This window comes from Stutzerimonas zhaodongensis (genome assembly GCF_003696365.1).
Classification (GTDB): Bacteria; Pseudomonadota; Gammaproteobacteria; order Pseudomonadales; family Pseudomonadaceae; genus Stutzerimonas; species Stutzerimonas zhaodongensis.
The window spans coordinates 432,897-451,098 of sequence record NZ_RFFM01000002.1; the positions used below are offsets into that span (position 1 = coordinate 432,897).

At 56.2% G+C, this 18,202-nt stretch carries 20 protein-coding genes and 1 tRNA gene; 4 read left to right on the plus strand and 17 right to left on the minus strand.

The window, feature by feature from the left end; genetic code table 11:
- Nucleotides 1–149: 149 nt before the first annotated feature.
- The 15 genes from EA797_RS10330 to aspS form a co-directional block, all read right to left on the minus strand.
- Nucleotides 150–225: transfer RNA gene (locus EA797_RS10330), tRNA-Lys, on the minus strand.
- A 58-nt stretch (nt 226–283) separates the two neighbouring features.
- Complete coding sequence (gene queC / locus EA797_RS10335) at nt 284–955, minus strand: 7-cyano-7-deazaguanine synthase QueC (RefSeq protein WP_122165117.1); 672 nt, start codon at nt 953–955, stop codon at nt 284–286.
- A gap of 40 nt (nt 956–995) precedes the next feature.
- Nucleotides 996–1,643 (minus strand): 7-carboxy-7-deazaguanine synthase QueE, encoded by a 648-nt coding sequence (queE, locus tag EA797_RS10340; protein ID WP_122165118.1) that lies wholly within the window; start codon nt 1,641–1,643, stop codon nt 996–998.
- A gap of 116 nt (nt 1,644–1,759) precedes the next feature.
- A complete protein-coding gene (ybgF, locus tag EA797_RS10345) occupies nt 1,760–2,593 on the minus strand; it encodes a tol-pal system protein YbgF (protein WP_122165119.1) in 834 nt (277 codons plus the stop codon).
- Nucleotides 2,594–2,599: 6 nt separating this feature from the next.
- Nucleotides 2,600–3,106 carry a peptidoglycan-associated lipoprotein Pal gene (gene pal / locus EA797_RS10350; RefSeq protein WP_122165120.1) on the minus strand — a complete coding sequence of 169 codons (507 nt, stop codon included), beginning with the start codon at nt 3,104–3,106 and terminating at the stop codon, nt 2,600–2,602.
- Nucleotides 3,107–3,156: 50 nt separating this feature from the next.
- Nucleotides 3,157–4,458, minus strand: coding sequence for a Tol-Pal system beta propeller repeat protein TolB (gene tolB / locus EA797_RS10355; protein ID WP_122165121.1), 1,302 nt, complete (start codon nt 4,456–4,458; stop codon nt 3,157–3,159).
- Nucleotides 4,455–5,456, minus strand: a complete 1,002-nt coding sequence (tolA, locus tag EA797_RS10360) for a cell envelope integrity protein TolA (protein WP_122165122.1) — start codon at nt 5,454–5,456, stop codon at nt 4,455–4,457. Before tolA ends, tolB begins: the two co-directional genes overlap by 4 nt.
- On the minus strand, nt 5,456–5,908 hold the full coding sequence (tolR, locus tag EA797_RS10365; RefSeq protein WP_122165123.1) for a protein TolR: 453 nt from the start codon (nt 5,906–5,908) through the stop codon (nt 5,456–5,458). Before tolR ends, tolA begins: the two co-directional genes overlap by 1 nt.
- Before the next feature lie 12 nt (nt 5,909–5,920).
- Nucleotides 5,921–6,613, minus strand: coding sequence for a protein TolQ (tolQ, locus tag EA797_RS10370; RefSeq protein ID WP_122165124.1), 693 nt, complete (start codon nt 6,611–6,613; stop codon nt 5,921–5,923).
- 2 nt (nt 6,614–6,615) lie between these two features.
- The gene (gene ybgC, locus EA797_RS10375; protein ID WP_122165125.1) at nt 6,616–7,059 is read right to left on the minus strand and encodes a tol-pal system-associated acyl-CoA thioesterase; all 444 of its coding nucleotides are present in this window, start codon (nt 7,057–7,059) and stop codon (nt 6,616–6,618) included.
- A gap of 51 nt (nt 7,060–7,110) precedes the next feature.
- A complete protein-coding gene (gene ruvB, locus EA797_RS10380; RefSeq protein WP_122165126.1) occupies nt 7,111–8,163 on the minus strand; it encodes a Holliday junction branch migration DNA helicase RuvB in 1,053 nt (350 codons plus the stop codon).
- On the minus strand, nt 8,163–8,768 hold the full coding sequence (gene ruvA / locus EA797_RS10385) for a Holliday junction branch migration protein RuvA (RefSeq protein WP_122165127.1): 606 nt from the start codon (nt 8,766–8,768) through the stop codon (nt 8,163–8,165). The genes ruvB and ruvA overlap by 1 nt, the downstream gene beginning before the upstream one ends.
- 77 nt (nt 8,769–8,845) lie before the next feature.
- Nucleotides 8,846–9,370, minus strand: coding sequence for a crossover junction endodeoxyribonuclease RuvC (ruvC, locus tag EA797_RS10390; protein ID WP_122165128.1), 525 nt, complete (start codon nt 9,368–9,370; stop codon nt 8,846–8,848).
- Between the two features lie 142 nt (nt 9,371–9,512).
- Nucleotides 9,513–10,259 (minus strand): YebC/PmpR family DNA-binding transcriptional regulator, encoded by a 747-nt coding sequence (locus EA797_RS10395; protein WP_122165129.1) that lies wholly within the window; start codon nt 10,257–10,259, stop codon nt 9,513–9,515.
- Nucleotides 10,260–10,335: 76 nt separating this feature from the next.
- Entirely contained in the window at nt 10,336–12,111 is a 1,776-nt protein-coding gene (aspS, locus tag EA797_RS10400) for an aspartate--tRNA ligase (protein ID WP_122166233.1), read from the minus strand.
- Nucleotides 12,112–12,481: 370 nt separating this feature from the next.
- On the opposite strand from aspS, the gene EA797_RS10405 reads away from it, so the two are divergent.
- Both EA797_RS10405 and EA797_RS22120 read left to right on the plus strand, forming a co-directional pair.
- Nucleotides 12,482–12,952, plus strand: a complete 471-nt coding sequence (locus EA797_RS10405) for a Dps family protein (RefSeq protein WP_122165130.1) — start codon at nt 12,482–12,484, stop codon at nt 12,950–12,952.
- 283 nt (nt 12,953–13,235) lie between these two features.
- Nucleotides 13,236–13,868, plus strand: a complete 633-nt coding sequence (locus tag EA797_RS22120; protein ID WP_122165131.1) for a cold-shock protein — start codon at nt 13,236–13,238, stop codon at nt 13,866–13,868.
- Between the two features lie 67 nt (nt 13,869–13,935).
- On the opposite strand, the gene EA797_RS10415 is transcribed toward EA797_RS22120, so the two are convergent.
- Together EA797_RS10415 and EA797_RS10420 are read right to left on the minus strand one after the other, a co-directional pair.
- On the minus strand, nt 13,936–14,142 hold the full coding sequence (locus EA797_RS10415) for a SlyX family protein (protein ID WP_122165132.1): 207 nt from the start codon (nt 14,140–14,142) through the stop codon (nt 13,936–13,938).
- A gap of 5 nt (nt 14,143–14,147) precedes the next feature.
- Nucleotides 14,148–14,570, minus strand: coding sequence for an HIT domain-containing protein (locus tag EA797_RS10420; RefSeq protein ID WP_122165133.1), 423 nt, complete (start codon nt 14,568–14,570; stop codon nt 14,148–14,150).
- Nucleotides 14,571–15,031: 461 nt separating this feature from the next.
- On the opposite strand from EA797_RS10420, the gene EA797_RS10425 reads away from it, so the two are divergent.
- Both EA797_RS10425 and EA797_RS10430 read left to right on the plus strand, forming a co-directional pair.
- Nucleotides 15,032–16,321, plus strand: coding sequence for an OprD family porin (locus EA797_RS10425; protein WP_122165134.1), 1,290 nt, complete (start codon nt 15,032–15,034; stop codon nt 16,319–16,321).
- A 160-nt stretch (nt 16,322–16,481) separates the two neighbouring features.
- Complete coding sequence (locus tag EA797_RS10430) at nt 16,482–18,197, plus strand: proline--tRNA ligase (RefSeq protein ID WP_122165135.1); 1,716 nt, start codon at nt 16,482–16,484, stop codon at nt 18,195–18,197.
- The last annotated feature ends 5 nt before the right edge of the window (nt 18,198–18,202 follow it).

The window sequence follows — 18,202 nt, forward strand, 5'->3', positions numbered from 1 at the left end:
GACGCTCGGGTCATCTACCAAGGTCGTAGAGGATTGACCTTGATAACCGCACCGCTCGTTCGTTCTTGTATATCTATAAACTGCGGACATAAAAAAGCCGGATGACCTTAGCGGCCTCCGGCTTTTCTCTCTCCTTTAAAAGGAGAATTTGGTGGGTCGTGTGGGATTCGAACCTACGACCAATTGGTTAAAAGCCAACTGCTCTACCAACTGAGCTAACGACCCGTTGCGGTGCGCATGATACTGATTTGATTGATTAAATCAACCAGCTTTTTGAAAAAGTTCAGTAGTAACGAGTTGGATCTTCCACCCCAGCCGCTTCGAAACCAGCGGCCCTGAGGCGACAACTGTCGCACACTCGGCAGGCACGACCGTCATCGTCAGCTTGGTAGCAGGATACGGTAGAAGAATAGTCGACACCCAACTGCACCCCCATCTTGACGATTTCAGCTTTGCTCAAGTTCTGTAACGGAGCGCGGATCGAAAAGCCAGACCCTTCAACACCAGCCTTAGTCGCCAGGTTCGCCATCCGCTCGAAGGCATCGATGAACTCGGGTCGGCAGTCGGGGTAGCCCGAATAATCGACCGCATTGACGCCAATAAAAATATCCTGTGCGCCGAGCACTTCTGCCCACCCTAGTGCGAGCGACAGAAATACCGTATTGCGGGCGGGCACGTATGTAACCGGGATGCCTTCACCGAGCTGTTCCGGCACAGCGATGGCGCTATCCGTCAACGCAGAGCCGCCGATTCCGTCCAGATTGATGCCAATGACCTTGTGCTCTACCGCATGCTGGCGTGATACACGCTCGGCGGCCTGCAACTCAGCGCGATGGCGTTGCCCGTAATCGAAACTCATTGTGTAGCACGAATATCCCTGCTCCTTGGCGATGGCGAGTACGGTCGCCGAATCCAGCCCGCCCGAAAGAAGGATTACTGCTTTCTTATGATTCATTGCGTTTCCCGCGTATTCAGAAGATCAGGACATTGCGAGATCAATGGCCCGGCGCGTCGTTCCAGAGGATTTTATGAAGCTGGAGCTGAAGTCGGACCGGCAAATTGTCTGCGACGATCCACTCCGCCAGCAGGCGAGCGTCGAGCTGTCCCTGACTGGGTGAGAACAACACCTCCGCCACCCGTGCATCCAAGCGATACTCGATAAGCTTGGAGACAGCCCAGTCGTAATCCTCCCGCGAACAGATCACGAACTTGATTTGATCGTTGGCCGTTAGATGGCCAATGTTGTCATATAGATTCCGGCCCGACTCAGCGGAACCTGGTGTCTTTAGATCCACTACACGGCTTACGCGCTCGTCGGTATTGGAGATGTCAAGCGCACCACTTGTTTCCAGTGACACCTCGTATCCCGCGTCGCATAGCTGTCGCAGTAAGGGCAAACAGTTCGGCTGAGCCAGTGGCTCGCCTCCAGTTACGCAAACATAACGGGGATTGTAGGAAGCGACCTGCTGCAGGATCACGTCGAGCGGCATGATCTCCCCACCGCTAAATGCGTAGGCCGTATCGCAGTATTGACAGCGCAGGGGACAGCCGGTCAGGCGGACAAATACCGTAGGTAAGCCGCTGGTACGAGTCTCCCCCTGCAGAGAAAAGAATATCTCGGTTATTCGCAGGGTATGGTGCATATCTGGCCACGGGCGTGACGGCTAAACAGGCCATCCGCCACCGTTGCGGAAAAGGGCGTGAATTCTAACGAAAAAACCCGCCAGAAGGCGGGTCATTTGAGCATCAACAACATCATTTACCGATTGAGTTGCCGCTGGGCCAACTGGGCAGCTGAGCTGTTCGGATACTCCGAGATAACCTGACGAAGGATACCGTTAGCCTTGTCTCGGTTGCCCAGTCGTATCTCGACATCAGCGAGCTTGTAAAGCGAGTCCGGCACCTTGTTATGCTGCGGGTACGACTGACTGACCTTCGCAAAAGCCTGGCCCGCTCCCTGCAGATCACCTTTGGCAAGGTTTACCTCACCCAGCCAGTATTGAGCATTACCGGCGTACGGGCTGCTCGGATACTTGCGAAGAAAAGCAGAGAAAGCTTGGCTCGCCTTATCAAAGTCTTTTGCTTTGATCAGATCGAACGCAGCGTCGTAGTAAAGCTTTTCCTTTTCAGGGTCGGCCGACTCACCACCAGCTGCCTGCTGCTGAGCGCCCCTAGTGGGCGGCTCAAGAACTCCACGGGCGTCAATGGCGCCAGCGGATGAAGAATTAGTATTGCTGGCCGAACCGCCGGAAGCGGCATTCGACAAGCGACTGTCCAAGTCCTGATATCGCTCAAGACCTTCACGTTTCAGACTCTGGATTTCGTTCTGCTGAACCTCAAGCATGCCGCGCAGCTGTGCAATTTCTTCCTGCATCTGCTGCAACTGAACGAAGAGCATGCCCTGCGCTGAGGACGGAGCCGAAGCACCGCCCCCAGCATAAGCACCGCCAGTATCCGCTCCGGAAGAATATCCCGATCCAGACGAGCCACCTTGCTGGGCTTGCGAATCGTAGTCCACTACCGGAACCTGGGCTCCCGCCATAAGCGGCAAACCAAGCGCAATGAGCGTCAGAGCATAACGGTGCTTAAGCATGGCTTATTACTTACGCAGTTCTACGCGACGGTTCTGAGCCCAGGACTGCTCGTCGTTACCCATGGCAACAGGACGCTCTTCGCCGTAGGAAACCAGCTCAAGCTGGGCAGGGGAAACGCCCTGCAGTACCAGGTAGCGCTGGACTGCCTTGGAACGACGCTCGCCCAGAGCCATGTTGTATTCGCGAGTGCCGCGCTCGTCAGTGTGGCCTTCCAGGACTACACGGTTGCCAGCAGACTGCAGGTCCTTGGCATGAACGTCCAGAGCGCGCATGGCTTCCGGCTTCAGGTCAGAGCTGTCGTATTCGAAGTAGAAGGTAGTGATGGCGCGCAGGGCAGCCTCTTCACCGCTCATGCTACCATCAACAGCACCGCTGTTAGCGCCGTAGCCAGCGTTCGGGTCAATGGCAGAAGAACCTTCGCCTGAATCGTCGCCACCTTTGGACGAGCAACCAACAGCTACGGCCATAGCCAGAGCCAGCGCAGCAAACTTACCGAATTTAAGCATTTCCATGTGTAACAACCCCAGGTGTGTTTTTGGTTAGGTAAAGCATTAATACCGCATCAGTTCAGGTAAGGGGACCACGATGGCTCACGGACTTCGCCTTGAGCAGTAGGAAGCGGGAGCCTAACTCGACCATTGATTGATACGAGCATCAAGACTCCCCGGCCCTGCTGGCGGGTCGCGTAGATTAGCATGGTGCCATTAGGCGCAACAGTGGGCGACTCATCTAAACTCGTATCCGTAAGCAACCTCAAATTTCCGCGCTGCAGGTCCTGCGCCGCCACTTTGAAATTAGTGTAGCCGTCCTGACGATGAATCATCACCAGGGTTTTCTCGTCTGCAGACAACTTGGGATTGGCATTGTAGTTACCTACGAACGTAACACGCTCGGCATTGTTACTACCTACGCGCTGCTTGTAGATCTGCGGTTTGCCGGCGCGATCGGACGTAAAGTAAATGGTTTGGCCGTCTGCGCCCCAGAATGGCTCGGTATCAATTGCGTAATGATTCGTCAGCCGCTGCAACTGCCGAGAACCAAGATCCATCACGTAGATTTCCGGATTGCCGTCTTTGGACAGCACGAAAGCAAGGCGATTGCCGTCCGGCGAGAAGGCAGGTGCGCCATTAAGTCCTTCAAAATTGGTGATCTGTTCCCGACGACCGGTATCGATATGCTGCATGAATATGCGCGGCCGCTTCTGCTCGAAGGACACATATGCAATTCGTCCACTGTCCGGCGAGTAGCGTGGCGACAGAATCGGCTCACGTGACTGCAGTAGAGTGACCGCTCGCGCGCCATCGTAGTCGGATCGCTGGAGCGTGTACCGGGTATTGGCACCACCAAGGCGCTCGACAGTCACGTAAAGAAGACGCGTAGAGAAAGCGCCTTTAATGCCGGTCAGCTTCTCGAACGCCTGATCCGATGCATAGTGCGCCATGTCTCTCAATTGGTCCTGCCCACCTCCAACAGTGCCAGTCATGACCTGCTGCTCAGTGGTGACATTGAACACCTCGTAACGGATCTGAAGCTTTCCTGCCGAGGGTTCGATGTTGCCAACCATCACGTATTGGGCGCCGAGTGCTTTCCAGTCACGGAAAATGATTTCGCTTCCACGCGTCGGAAGGCTGATCATATTCTGCTTCGGAATCGGCTCGAAGATGCCGGAGTTGCGCATATCGTTACCAATGATACCGGCCATATCCTCTGGCAGAACGCTACCGCCCTGCCAACCGAATGGCACCACCGCGATAGGAATCGCGCGATCAGCACCGCTGGTAACAACAATGTTCTTCTCTTGCGCCACGGCAGAGCCGAACACGAACAATAGAAGGACGAATAAACCTCGAAGGGGATTGATCACAACGCAAGATCCTCAGGCGTGAATGTCATCGTGAACGAGCGATACGGCTGGAATTCCTGAGCAGTAAGCCCCTGCATCTCGGTCAGCCGACCAATATTCTTGACCGCGGCAACCGCGGAATTATCGAATGGAGCATCTCCGCTGGAGCGGGAAACGGTAACGGCCGTGATGGTTCCATCAGGCAGCATGTTTACTCGCAGCGAAACCGACATGTTGTTACGTGCCGACGGCGGGCGAGACCAGCCTTCCGCAGCACGAATTCGAATCAGATCGTCAAAATTCCCGGAAGTTTGATCGCCTTGCGTGTCAGCCATAGCCTGCTGACGCTGCGTGTCTTCAGATAGCAACTCTGCAAGCGCTTGAGCTTTCTTGTCTTCGGACGCTTTACGTGCAGCTTCTGCCGCTTTCTTTTTGGCGTCCTCGGCAGCTTTTTTCTTGGCTGCTTCTGCAGCGGCCTTCTTCTTAGCCTCTTCAGCGGCTTTCTTTTTTGCTTCCTCTGCGGCAGCCTTTTTCTTGGCCTCTTCGGCAGCCTTTTTCTTAGCCTCTTCGTCTGCAGCTTTCTTCTTGGCAATGTCTGCCTGCTTCTGCTGCTCAGCTTTTTTAGCTTCTTCGGCCTTCTTCGCTTCCGATGCCTTTTTCTCGGCATCTGCTTTTGCTACTTCGGCCTTTCGAGCCTCGTCAGCTTTTTTTTGTTCCGCGACTTTTGCGGCTACCTGCTTTTCCTGCTCGACCTTACGTTGCTCCATCTGCTCGGCTTCGTATTGCTTAGCGGAGGTCTTCTGCGCCTCACCGGCAATTTTCTGGTTGGTCTGAGTCGTAGCCTGGCTCTGTGATTTTAGCTGGTACAGAGTAGCCTGGACGAAAGGCTTGGACGGCGGTAGCTCAGGAGTCATGGCGAAGCTGACGAAAAGCGCCCCGAACAGGATGACATGCAAGCCGACCGCAAGAATGGTCGGCCAATAATAGCTCTCCGAGCGCGAACGTTCCGGCTGCTGCATCAAGGCGCCTCGGTAATCAAGCCGACATTACCTACGCCGGCTTCCTGCAATCCGCCCATGGCGGACATTACCGAGCCGTAGTCCACCGCCTTGTCGCCGCGCACAAATACTTGAACCTGCTTACCCTGGCTGCGGTTCTGATTCATGATTGCCGTAACCGCCTTGGTCATCTCTTCAAGCGTCAACGCCTGATCCTGGACAGTATCAGTATCGACCTCGCTACCAATGTTCCAGAAATAGGTCTTGTCAGCCTTGATCGAGACCGTCAGAACACGAGCATCGTTGTCCTGCGGCAGCACCTCGCTACTGACCTTTGGCAGATCGACCTTCACACCCTGATTGAGCATGGGCGCTGTCACCATGAAGATAACGAGCAGCACCAACATCACGTCGATGTAAGGCACCACGTTCATCTCGGCGACGGGTTTGCGTCTGTTGCGAATTCTTGCCATGGCCTGCGGGCCTCAGTCTTCTGTGGTGTGAACTTTGCGATGGAGAATCGCCTGGAACTCGTCGGCAAAGGTGTAATAGCGGCCGATCAGCATTTCGCCACGAGCAGAGAATCGGTTGTAGGCAATGACCGCGGGGATCGCCGCGAACAGACCAATGGCAGTCGCAATCAACGCCTCAGCAATACCAGGCGCCACCGTAGCCAGGGTCGCCTGCTGAACCTGCGCCAGGCCTCGGAACGAGTTCATGATGCCCCAAACGGTACCAAACAGGCCGATGTACGGGCTGGTGGAGCCGACCGTTGCGAGATATGGCAGGCTCTGGTCGAGCTTTTCTTCCTCACGTGAGATGGCGACCCGCATTGCCCGGTTGACGCCGTCCATGACTGCATCAGGATCCACGCCCTGCTGCTGGCGCAGGCGAGAGAATTCTTTGAAACCGGCACGAAATATCTGCTCGACGCCTGAATCAGGATCAGGATTGCTTCCGGCCTGGCGATACAGTTTCGAAAGATCGATGCCCGACCAGAAACGCTCTTCGAAACTGTCGAGCGAGCGTTTTGCGGCACGGAGCATATTGCCGCGCTGAAAAATGATGATCCAAGAGGTCACCGAGGCGCCCACCAGAATGAGCATGACCAGCTGAACTACAAAGCTGGCGTTGCTGATCAGGCTCCACATGGACATATGATCGACGTTGGCTTCCACGCTTACTCTCCTGCAGGGGGTAGACCCGCCCCGACGAACGCCGCACGCAGCGCCTCGGGAATGGGACGGGGTTTCAAACTCTCGGTGCGCACACAAGCCACCACAAACTGCCCTTCGCAGAGCAGCAGATCATCCTTCGCTCGTCGTACTTGCTGCTTGAAACGCAGGCTTGCACGCTTAAGCCCTATCACCTCTGCCGTAACCAGCAATTCATCGTCGAGACGCGCCGGCGCGTGATAGCGCGCTTCACTTGAGTGCACGACGAAAAGCAGGTCTTCACCCACCAGTTGCGACTGGGCGAAACCCAGGCTGCGCAACCGCTCGGTACGGGCCCGCTCCATGAACTTGAGGTAATTGACGTAATAAACGATGCCCCCCGCATCGGTATCCTCGTAATAAACGCGACACCGATGGAAGAAGGGTTGAGCATGTGATTCCGCGCGCATACTAGTGCCAGGCCCTGCAAATGCCAATCGGGTGAAACAAAGAAATATTTGTCACTCTGTTTCGCTGCTGAAAAGGTCTGGGGTTGGAGAATCGCTCATGCGTTTGGGCAGGTTCAGGCCGAAATGCAGAAAGGCGTGACGCGTGACAACGCGGCCACGCGGTGTGCGCATGATGTAGCCCTGCTGAATCAGATAGGGCTCGAGAACATCTTCAATGGTATGACGTTCTTCGCTAATGGCTGCCGCCAGACTGTCTATCCCTACCGGCCCTCCGTCGAACTTTTCGATCATGGTGAGCAGCAGGCGGCGGTCCTGGTGGTCCAGTCCACGCTCATCGACATCGAGCATGTTCAGGGCAAGGTCTGCAGTTGTGCGAGTGATCTCGCCATTACCACGCACCTCCGCAAAGTCCCGCACCCGACGTAGCAGCCGATTGGCGATCCGCGGGGTGCCGCGAGCGCGGCGCGCAATTTCGACAGCCCCTTCAGGGTCTATCGTAAGGCCGAGAATGCCGGCGGACCGGCCAACAATGGTCGCCAGATCGGGCGTAGAGTAGAACTCCAGACGTTGAACGATACCGAAACGGTCCCGCAGCGGGTTTGTCAGCATCCCTGCACGAGTTGTGGCACCCACCAATGTGAATGATGGAAGATCGAGCTTGATGGAGCGTGCCGCCGGCCCCTCGCCAATCATGATGTCCAGCTGGAAGTCTTCCATCGCCGGATAGAGCACCTCCTCCACGATTGGCGACAACCGGTGAATTTCGTCGACAAACAGCACATCGCCTTCTTCAAGATTGGTCAGTAGTGCTGCCAGATCACCTGGCCGCTCCAATACCGGGCCGGAGGTGCTCTTGATAGAAACGCCCATTTCCTGAGCGATGATATTGGCAAGGGTCGTCTTGCCTAGCCCGGGCGGGCCGAAGATCAGGGTGTGATCAAGAGGCTCGTTACGCGCTCTCGCCGCCCGTATGAACAGATCCATTTGCTCGCGGACTACCGGCTGACCGATATAGTCAGCGAGGCTCAGGGGGCGAATGGCGCGATCGAACTGCTCCTCGCGGTCGCGCCCCGTACCGGCGATGAGACGATCAGCTTCGATCACTAGACCATTCCCTTGAGGGCGCGGCGGATCAAGTCTTCACTACTCAAATCGTCTTCCTGCACGGCGGATACGGCACGGCTCGCCTCTTGCGGCTTGAAACCAAGGGAGATCAGTGCGCTGACTGCGTCTGTCTCGGCGCTTGAGACTGCCACAGTCCCGCGGGGTTCCACCACCAGGTTGGCGATGGACGGCATGGTCTCCCAAGCTTTGAAGCGATCCTTGAGCTCAACAAGCAACCGTTCCGCGGTCTTTTTACCGACGCCCGGTATTTTCACCAGCACGGAGGTGTCCTGCGCTTGAACGCATCGAACCAGCTCGTCGACCTCAAGTCCGGACATCAGCGCCAAGGCAAGCTTTGGACCGACGCCATTGAGCCTGATCAACTCGCGAAAAAGCTCTCGGTCGCGCTTTTCTGCGAATCCATACAAAAGATGCGCATCTTCGCGCACGACGAGATGAGTATGAAGCGTCACCGGCTCACCCACAGAGGGCAGCCGATATAATGTGGTCATAGGCACTTCCAGCTCATAACCGACGCCATTGACCTCAATTATCAGATGCGGCGGCTGCTTCTCCGCCAAAGTGCCACGTAAGCGTCCAATCACCTTTATGCATCCTCGTTCGACCCGCGAGCGGCAGGTAAGCTTTTACTTTTCTAGACCCGACGACACGGGACGACGAATCACAACCGCAGCCGGCCGCCTCTGCGCTTCGCTCCAACCAGCCCGTGCGGAATCAGGCTCTGACGATGGTGGGCATGACATAGCGCAATCGCCAGGGCATCGGAGGCGTCAATCTGCGGCTTCTGAATCAGTTTCAAAAGGTGCATTACCATCATCTGCACCTGCTGCTTATCCGCGCCCCCTGTGCCGGCTATCGCTTGCTTGACCTGCGTGGCGGTGTACTCGGCAATCTCAAGCCCCTGCTCTGCTGCAGCAACAATGGCAGCGCCTCGGGCTTGGCCCAGTTTCAGCGCAGAGTCTGCATTCTTGGCCATGAACACCTGCTCGATACCCATGGTCACCGGACCATGCAGCCGGATTACCTCCGAGACTCCAACGAACACTGCCTGCAAACGTGCGGATAGCTCGCCGCTGCCGGTTCGAATACAGCCAGATGCCACGTACTCACAATTACGACCGGTATCCCGCACTACGCCGTATCCGGTAATCCTTGAACCGGGATCGATCCCGAGAATGAGCGTCATGCAATCGCCGTACTGTCTATTTATCCAGGCACGAGTATAGGGAGCTCATTGCGCTCCGGCCAGAGCCAAAATCCAGACCTCGATCACCCATTGAAAGGCCGGAAGCACACAGGATGTACTTCTGGCCAAGCTCCCCTGAGATTTATTCCAGTTGTTCCAGAATATCGTCCGGGATTTCCGCGTTGTGGTAGACGTTCTGGACGTCATCCAGGTCTTCCAGCGCATCGATCAGACGCAACACCTTCTGCGCAGTTTCGACGTCGCCGAGTGGCGCAGCAATAGAAGGAATCATTGCGATATCCGCTTCTTCGCCTTTGAACCCTGCCGCTTCCAGCGCCTCGTTCACGGCGTGGAAATCGGCAAAGCTGGTGGAGACCATCGCCGAGCCGTCTTCGCCCATCTCGACATCGTCGGCCCCCGCCTCCAGGGCCGCCTCCATCAACGCGTCTTCATCGACGCCTGGTGCGAAACTGATCTGCCCCTTGCGATCGAACATATAGGCGACCGACCCATCGGTGCCCAGATTGCCGCCGTGCTTGCTGAACGCATGGCGCACTTCGGCGGCGGTGCGATTGCGGTTGTCGGTCATGGCTTCGACGATGATCGCAACGCCACTGGGCGCATAGCCTTCATAGGTCAACTCCGCCATGTTGTCGGCTTCGTTGGTACCCGCGCCGCGCGCGATAGCGCGATCGATGGTGTCGCGCGTCATATTGGCGACCAACGCTTTGTCGACAGCCAGACGCAGGCGCGGATTGTCCGCAGGTATCGGCCCGCTCTTCGCGGCCACGGTCAGCTCGCGGATAATTTTAGTGAAGATCTTGCCGCGCTTGGCGTCCTGGCGACCCTTGCGATGTTTGATGTTGGCCCATTTGGAATGACCAGCCATTAACTGCCTCCCTTTCTGATCAACTTTCAGATTGCTGAAACCAAGAGCCCAGGTTTCCCTGGGCTCCGACGCGCCATCATTCGGCTTTTGGTTGCTCGCGCAAGCGGATGTGAAGCTCTCGCAATGCCTTGCCATCCACTGAACCCGGCGCCTGGGTCATTACGTCTGCAGCACTCTGGGTTTTCGGGAAGGCGATCACTTCGCGAATGGACTGCGCACCGGTCATCAGCATCACCAGGCGATCTAGGCCGAAGGCGAGACCGCCATGCGGCGGTGCGCCAAACTTGAGCGCATCAAGCAGGAAGCCGAACTTTTCGTTCTGCTCCGCTTCGTCGATACCCAAAATGCGGAAAACGGTTTGCTGCATTTCCTTGCGGTGAATACGGATCGAGCCGCCGCCCAACTCGGTTCCATTCAGCACCATGTCGTAAGCCCGCGAAAGCGCACCGGCCGGGTTGGCTTCCAACTCTTCTGGCGTGCATTTGGGCGCGGTGAACGGGTGGTGAAGGGCACTCAGCGAGCCGTCATCGTTCTCTTCGAACATCGGGAAGTCGACGACCCACATCGGCGCCCACTCGCAAGTCAGAAGCTTAAGGTCGTGGCCGAGTTTGATACGCAGCGCACCGAGCGCCTCGGAGACGATCTTCGCTTTGTCGGCACCGAAAAAGACGATATCGCCATCGACTGCTCCGACGCGATCAAGGATCACATTGAGCTTGTCTTCCGGGATGTTTTTGACGATGGGCGACTGCAGACCTTCCACGCCCTTGGCGCGCTCGTTGACCTTGATGTATGCAAGGCCCTTGGCTCCGTAGATGCCAACAAACTTGGTGTAGTCGTCGATCTGCTTGCGGGGCATGCTGGCGCCGCCCGGCACGCGAAGCGCCGCGACTCGGCACTTCGGATCGTTCGCCGGTCCACTGAAGACCTTGAACTCGACTTCCTGCAGCTGATCGGCCACGTCGACCAGCTCGAGCGGAATGCGCAAATCGGGTTTATCCGAACCGTACCGACGCATCGCCTCTTCGAACGGCATATGCGGGAAGTCTCCGAACTCAACGCCCAGAACTTCCTTGAACAGCTTGCGCACCATGCCTTCGGTAATGCCGATGATGTCGGACTCATCGAGAAAGCTTGTCTCGATGTCGATCTGGGTGAATTCCGGCTGACGATCAGCGCGCAGGTCTTCGTCACGGAAGCACTTGGCGATCTGGTAATAACGATCGAACCCGGCAACCATCAACAACTGTTTGAACAGTTGGGGCGACTGCGGCAGTGCAAAAAAGTGACCCGGATAAGTACGGCTTGGCACCAGGTAATCGCGCGCGCCCTCAGGCGTCGGACGACCAAGAATTGGGGTTTCGACATCGAGAAAGCCGTTCTCGTCGAGGTAGCGCCTGATGCTGGTGGTTATGCTAGAGCGCAGCTTCAGCTTTTCCGCCATTTCAGGACGGCGCAGATCGATAAATCGATAACGCAAGCGGGTTTCTTCGCCCACATCGCTGTATTCGTTGAGCGGGAACGGTGGCGTTTCTGCCTCGTTCAACACGACCAGCTCGTAACCCAGCACTTCGATGGCACCGGAAGCCATGTTCGGGTTGACCGCGCCAGCCGGTCGCAGTCGAACCTTGCCGGTGATCTTCACGACGTATTCGCTGCGCACCTTGTCCGCTGCAGCAAAAGTTTCGGCTCGATCCGGATCAAATACGACTTGTGCCAAGCCTTCACGATCACGAATGTCGAGGAAGATGACCCCGCCGTGGTCACGGCGGCGATGAACCCAGCCGCAAAGAGTAATTTCCTGGCCGTCCAGGCTTTCGTTCAACTGGCCGCAATAGTGGCTGCGCATCATGGTGGGGTTCGCTTCTCGTATCTTGAAAAATTCGTAGGGTCGCTTGACTCGCGACTGGGCAGACGGCTCCATCGCAGCGCAACCAGGCAGTTTGCCCCAAGCTCAGATGAGGGATAACTGCGGGGTATTGAAACGCGCTTGGCCCTTAGACATACGAGCCGCCCGATACAAGCGCGGGATTATATCTGCATAATCGGCTCAACGCAGCCGGCTGCGATAGCCTCCAGCAATCAGCCTGATAGTCCTCACGTTGGAACCGCAGCGCTGCAGACACTTCAAAAGAACATTGCAACTGGCGACAGTACGCCACTCGCTACCTGCATCTAATTTCTGGCATAAATGCCAGTGAATCCACTAAACGGAGAGAACCATGGAAATTGACATTGGCATCGCTGAACAGGATCGCGCCGCTATTGCCGAGGGCTTGTCCCGCCTGCTGGCCGATACGTACACCCTGTACCTGAAGACCCATAACTTTCATTGGAACGTGACCGGCCCGATGTTCAACACGCTCCACACGATGTTCGAGACCCAGTACACGGAACTTGCAGTGGCCGTGGATGACATCGCTGAGCGCATTCGTGCCCTTGGATTCCCGGCGCCGGGAACCTATACCGCCTACTCCAAGCTCTCTTCTATCAAAGAGCAGGAGGGGATTCCGTCGGCTGATGAAATGATCAAGCTGTTGGTCGAGGGCCAGGAAGCGGTCGTGCGAACCGCGCGCGGGATTTTCCCTCTGCTGGAAAAAGTGAGCGACGAACCTACCGCTGACTTGCTGACTCAACGGATGCAGATTCACGAAAAAACAGCCTGGATGCTGCGCAGCTTGTTGGCCGCTTAATGATCTAGCAGCCACGGCCAAATGTTTATAGCCGCCTCCGTGCGGCTATATCACCTGACCCCACGATCAGTCCCGCCTGTAGTAAGTCAAAGCCTGACAAATTGGCAGATTCTGCTCTCAATGATTGAGGCAGCGATTTGAGCGACGCCCTCCTTTGCTGTTAAATTCGCGCGCGCCGCAGGCTGGCACCATCACGAGCAATCGTTTCATTCCCTGCTCAGCTTTTCGCCTTGCCATTACGCCTGCCGCTTTCTGAAGTGCTATTTAACCGTGAGCAATACGAATGCTTAAGATCATCCATGTTTTAACGGGCGTCGCCGCCCTCATATTGTCCTTCGTCCCCAGCCTGACCGGCGGGATGCCATTCCTGATTCACCCCGATGCGCTTTGCTTGCTATTGCTCGGCCTCCTGAACGTGCAATTCGCGTCAAACGCACAATTGAATGTCAATGGACATAATCGTCCGATAATACTCGGCGCATCTGCACTGCTGATTGCTGCCGCGGCAGTCCAGGCTGCGGTGTTGCTGATACCAGTTGGTACCTTTGCCGGCCAACCCGCGACTCTTGCCAGCATTGTGCTTGCACTCATCGCGGTAGTGCTTCAGCTCGCCACATCTCGATCCAAAACAGCCGTAAAGACCCACCGCAGTAAAGCATCCATACCGCGCAAGCCCCAACAAGCTCACGCATCCACTACAGGGCGCGAAAGAGGCACGGTAAAGTGGTTCAACACCTCTAAAGGTTTCGGCTTCATCTCACGGGACAGTGGTGACGATGTCTTCGTGCACTTCCGGGCAATTCGAGGCGAAGGACACCGAGTACTGGTCGAAGGCCAGCGCGTTGAATTCACCATCATGATGCGGGACAAAGGCCTGCAGGCCGAAGACGTCGTAGCAGCACAGCCAGGACAATAAAAACCTGCGGCAGGACTCCCAGGGTTCTGCCGCCCAGCTCCTCTTTTGCGTCACACCAGACCTGGCATTAATAATGGGGCGGAGGCGCTTCGTCCCCCTCGCCCTCCATCCTGCTCTGCAAGTCTTCCTGTCGTCTCGCCAGCAAACCGAACTGCGCCTCCAATCGCTCTACGCTGCGCTGCTGCGCAACAAGCACATCATTCAACGTTTGTATGGTGTCATCCTGAAAGGCCAGACGGGCCTCCAGATCAGCTATGCGCTGTTCGATATCCATGGCGGTCACTCCGTGAATTTGAAGCTGTTGGTAAGCACCAGTTTCAGCTTGTTTCTGATCGCATGGATCTGCTCTTCGCTATACGAAACGGCTGGCTGACGACCCCAGACGGGCGCTGGCCAAGTTGCGTCATCCAGTCGCCGGCCGATAACGTGCACGTGTAGCTGCGCGACTACGTTGCCCAACGTCGCAACATTCATCTTATCGGCACCAAAGGTATCTTTGACGATCTCGGCCAGTGCGGTCACCTCTTCCCATAACAGCTTCTGGTCCGCTGTCGCCAACTGGAAAACTTCACTGACCTCCTCGAGCCTCGGCACCAGGATGAACCAGGGATAACTGGAGTCATTCATCAACAGCAACCGACACAACCTAAAGTCCCCAATTGAAACTGTGTCCTGCTCTAAACGTGTATCGAGAACGAACATAAGGGCTCTCCGATCCTTGATGGATTCAGTCCGTACCTGAATCGGCCGGTCCGATTTGCGATAAGAATACTCCAGCGAACCGAGGCCTTCATCCGAATAAGGCGCACCAGCCAAGGGCATTGACCTGCCATAGAGGCCCCGCTTTGGCGCGGCACACAGCACCAAACGAGTCGCCGTCTCGCCAAAATCCTGCGATTTCGATTTGTGCACAGTTCTTGCTGTAGAGAAAAAACCACCGCGGGAGGGGGCAGAAAATCGGAAATAGCTGAGTTAAGCTTGCTGGCGCTAGTTTACCCAGCTACACAGTAATTCTCGGAGATACATTCCCAGGCTTGCTGCCGGTCTCCACCGGCTGGGCAAACAAAGGACTCAATTGAGCTTGTATACCGAAAATAAAGATGCCTCTTTCCGGCGCACGCTGGAAAGCAAGCACCAATTTGAAACCAAAGGAGCAATCACGAATGAAAGTGATGAAGTGGAGCGTTATCGCCATGGCCGTTGCGGCCGGTACGTCGCAGATGGCCCTGGCGTCCAGCCAGTCCGAATCGAAAGGCTTTGTTGATGACAGCAGCCTGACCATCCTGAACCGCAACCTCTACATGAACCGTGATTTCCGTGATAACGGTGCTGGCGGCACCGATGCGCGTGGCCAGAGCTACCGCGAAGAGTGGGGCCATGGCTTTATCGGCACCTTTGAGTCAGGCTTCACTCAAGGCACTGTTGGTGTAGGTGTTGATGCAATAGGCTTGCTGGGCGTGAAACTGGACACTGGTCGTGGCCGCCAAGGCAACGGTATCTTCCCGTCCGTCGAGGGTGACGACCATGTCGCCGACGACTATTCGCAGGCCGGTGCAGCAATCAAGTTCCGCGTATCCAACACGGTTCTCAAGTACGGCACTCAGTTTGTCGCCCTGCCCGTGTTCTCCACTGACGACAGCCGCCTTCTTCCTGAAACCGCGGTTGGTAGCATCATCAGCAGCAGTGAGATTGACGGGCTTGAGCTGAACGCAGGCCGCTTCACTGCCCTCAGCGCCCAACGCGAATCGAGCCGCGATTCGCTAAGTCTGAATGAAATCAACTTCATTGGCGGCACCTACGCATTCAGCGACAATTTCAGCACATCGCTGTATTACTCCGACTTGAAAGATGCCTTCGAGAAATATTACGGCAACGTCAACTACAACGTTGACCTTGGAGGGGATCAGTCGCTGGCGTTCGACTTCAACATCTATCAGAGCGAGTATGAGGCTGACTACGTCGGCACAACTAGCGACGAAGACAATACTATATGGAGCCTTGCTGGGACTTACGCGTTCGACGCTCATAAGTTCACGCTTGCATATCAGCAGTCCCATGGCGGTGTAGATGGAGTGGGCTACATCTATGGCGACGATGGTAATGGCACTGTCTGGCTTGCTAACTCCATTCAATACTCCGACTTCAACGGCGAAGATGAGAAATCCTGGCAGGCTCGTTACGACCTGAACATGGCTAGCTATGGCGTACCTGGCCTGAGCTTCATGACTCGCTATGCACAAGGCTGGGATATCAGCACCCCTACCGGTGAAGGAAAGGAACGCGAGTGGGACGTAGAGGCCAAGTACGTCGTACAGGAAGGCGCGGCGAAAGACCTTTCGCTACGCCTGCGTCATGCCAAGTACTGGTCTAATTCGGATTACGCACCAGTCTACCAAAGCTCAGACCTCACCGATGTCCGCTTGATCGTCGAGTATCCGCTGAGCATCCTGTAACACAGACCGCTCAGTTGTAACTGCGTTAAGAGAAGCCCGGCACCCTGCCGGGCTTCTTCGTTTTTGAGGCCAGCAGCCTTCCCCAAGCATTCTGTACGCCACCTTGAGACAGCCGTACAATGCCGAGCCTAATTCTGCTCTGCAAGGACACAACGGCCACATGCGCACCAGTCAGTTCCTGCTCTCGACTCTTAAAGAAACGCCGTCCGATGCCGTCGTCATCAGCCATCAGCTGATGCTGCGTGCCGGCATGATTCGCAAGTTGGCTTCCGGCCTCTACACCTGGATGCCGATGGGGTTGCGCGCGTTGCGCAAGGCCGAAGCCATTGTTCGCGATGAAATGAACAAGGCCGGTGCGCTGGAAGTTCTGATGCCTGCAATCCAACCGGCAGAACTCTGGCAGGAATCCGGACGCTGGGAGCAGTACGGCCCCGAACTTCTGCGAGTGAAGGATCGTCATGACCGCGAGTTTTGCGTCGGCCCCACTCATGAAGAAGTCATTACCGATCTGGCACGCAACGAGCTGAATAGCTACAAGCAATTGCCGATCAACTTCTATCAGATTCAAACCAAATTTCGCGACGAGATCCGCCCACGTTTCGGCTTGATGCGGGGCCGCGAGTTTCTGATGAAGGACGCATATTCATTTCACGCAGACCAACAGTCCCTGCAAGAAACCTATGACCGGATGCATCAGGCGTACTGCAATATATTCACGCGCCTGGGATTGAATTTCCGCCCTGTACAGGCAGATACGGGTTCAATCGGTGGCACTGGCTCCCATGAATTCCACGTCTTGGCCGAATCTGGCGAAGATGACATTGCATTCAGTGACAGCTCCGACTATGCGGCGAACATAGAGAAAGCCGAGGCTATCCCTCGCGAAACCGAGCGTGGCGCTGCCACTGAAGAGCTCCGCCTGGTAGATACGCCGAACTGCAAGACGATTGCTGCACTGGTCGAGCAGTTCCAGATACCTGTCGAGAAAACCATTAAAACGCTGCTCGTGCGCAGCACTGAGAAGGGTCAGTTGGTGGCGTTGATCGTTCGCGGCGATCATGAACTGAACGAGATCAAGGCGGCTAACCTTCCTCAGGTCGAAAGCCCGCTGGTATTCGCAACCGAAGCGGAAATCCGCGCCACCATGGGTGCCGGCCCTGGCTCGCTAGGCCCGGTAAATCTGCCGATCAGCTGTGTGATCGATCGCTCTGTAGCGCTGATGAGCGACTTCGTGGCCGGTGCGAATCAGGAGGACAAGCACTATTTCGGCGTCAACTGGGAGCGTGACCTGCCGCTGGCAGAGGTGGCGGATCTGCGCAACGTGGTTGCCGGTGACCCTAGCCCGGACGGGTCAGGGACGCTGATCATCAAGCGCGGTATCGAAGTCGGTCATATTTTCCAGCTTGGCACCAAGTACAGCCAGGCGATGAACTGCAGCGTGATGGGCGAGAATGGCAAGCCGGTCATCTTGACCATGGGCTGCTATGGGATTGGCGTTTCGCGGGTCGTTGCCGCAGCGATCGAGCAGAATTACGACGATCGAGGAATCCTCTGGCCTGAAGCCCTTGCTCCGTTTCAGATTGCACTCGTGCCGATGAAGTACGAAAACCCGGCCGTTCGCGAGGCGACCGATAACCTGTACGCAGAACTGACTGCAGCTGGTTATGAGGTCCTACTCGATGACCGTGACAAAAAAACTAGTCCCGGCGTCAAATTTGCCGATATGGAATTGGTGGGGATACCGCACCGCATCGTTGTAGGCGATCGTGGGCTTGCCGATGGCACGCTGGAGTACAAACACCGGCGAGATGCAGAGAGTCAGGCAGTTCCCGCCGCAGACATCATTGGGTTCATCAAATCGCGCGCCAATCGCTAACGGAC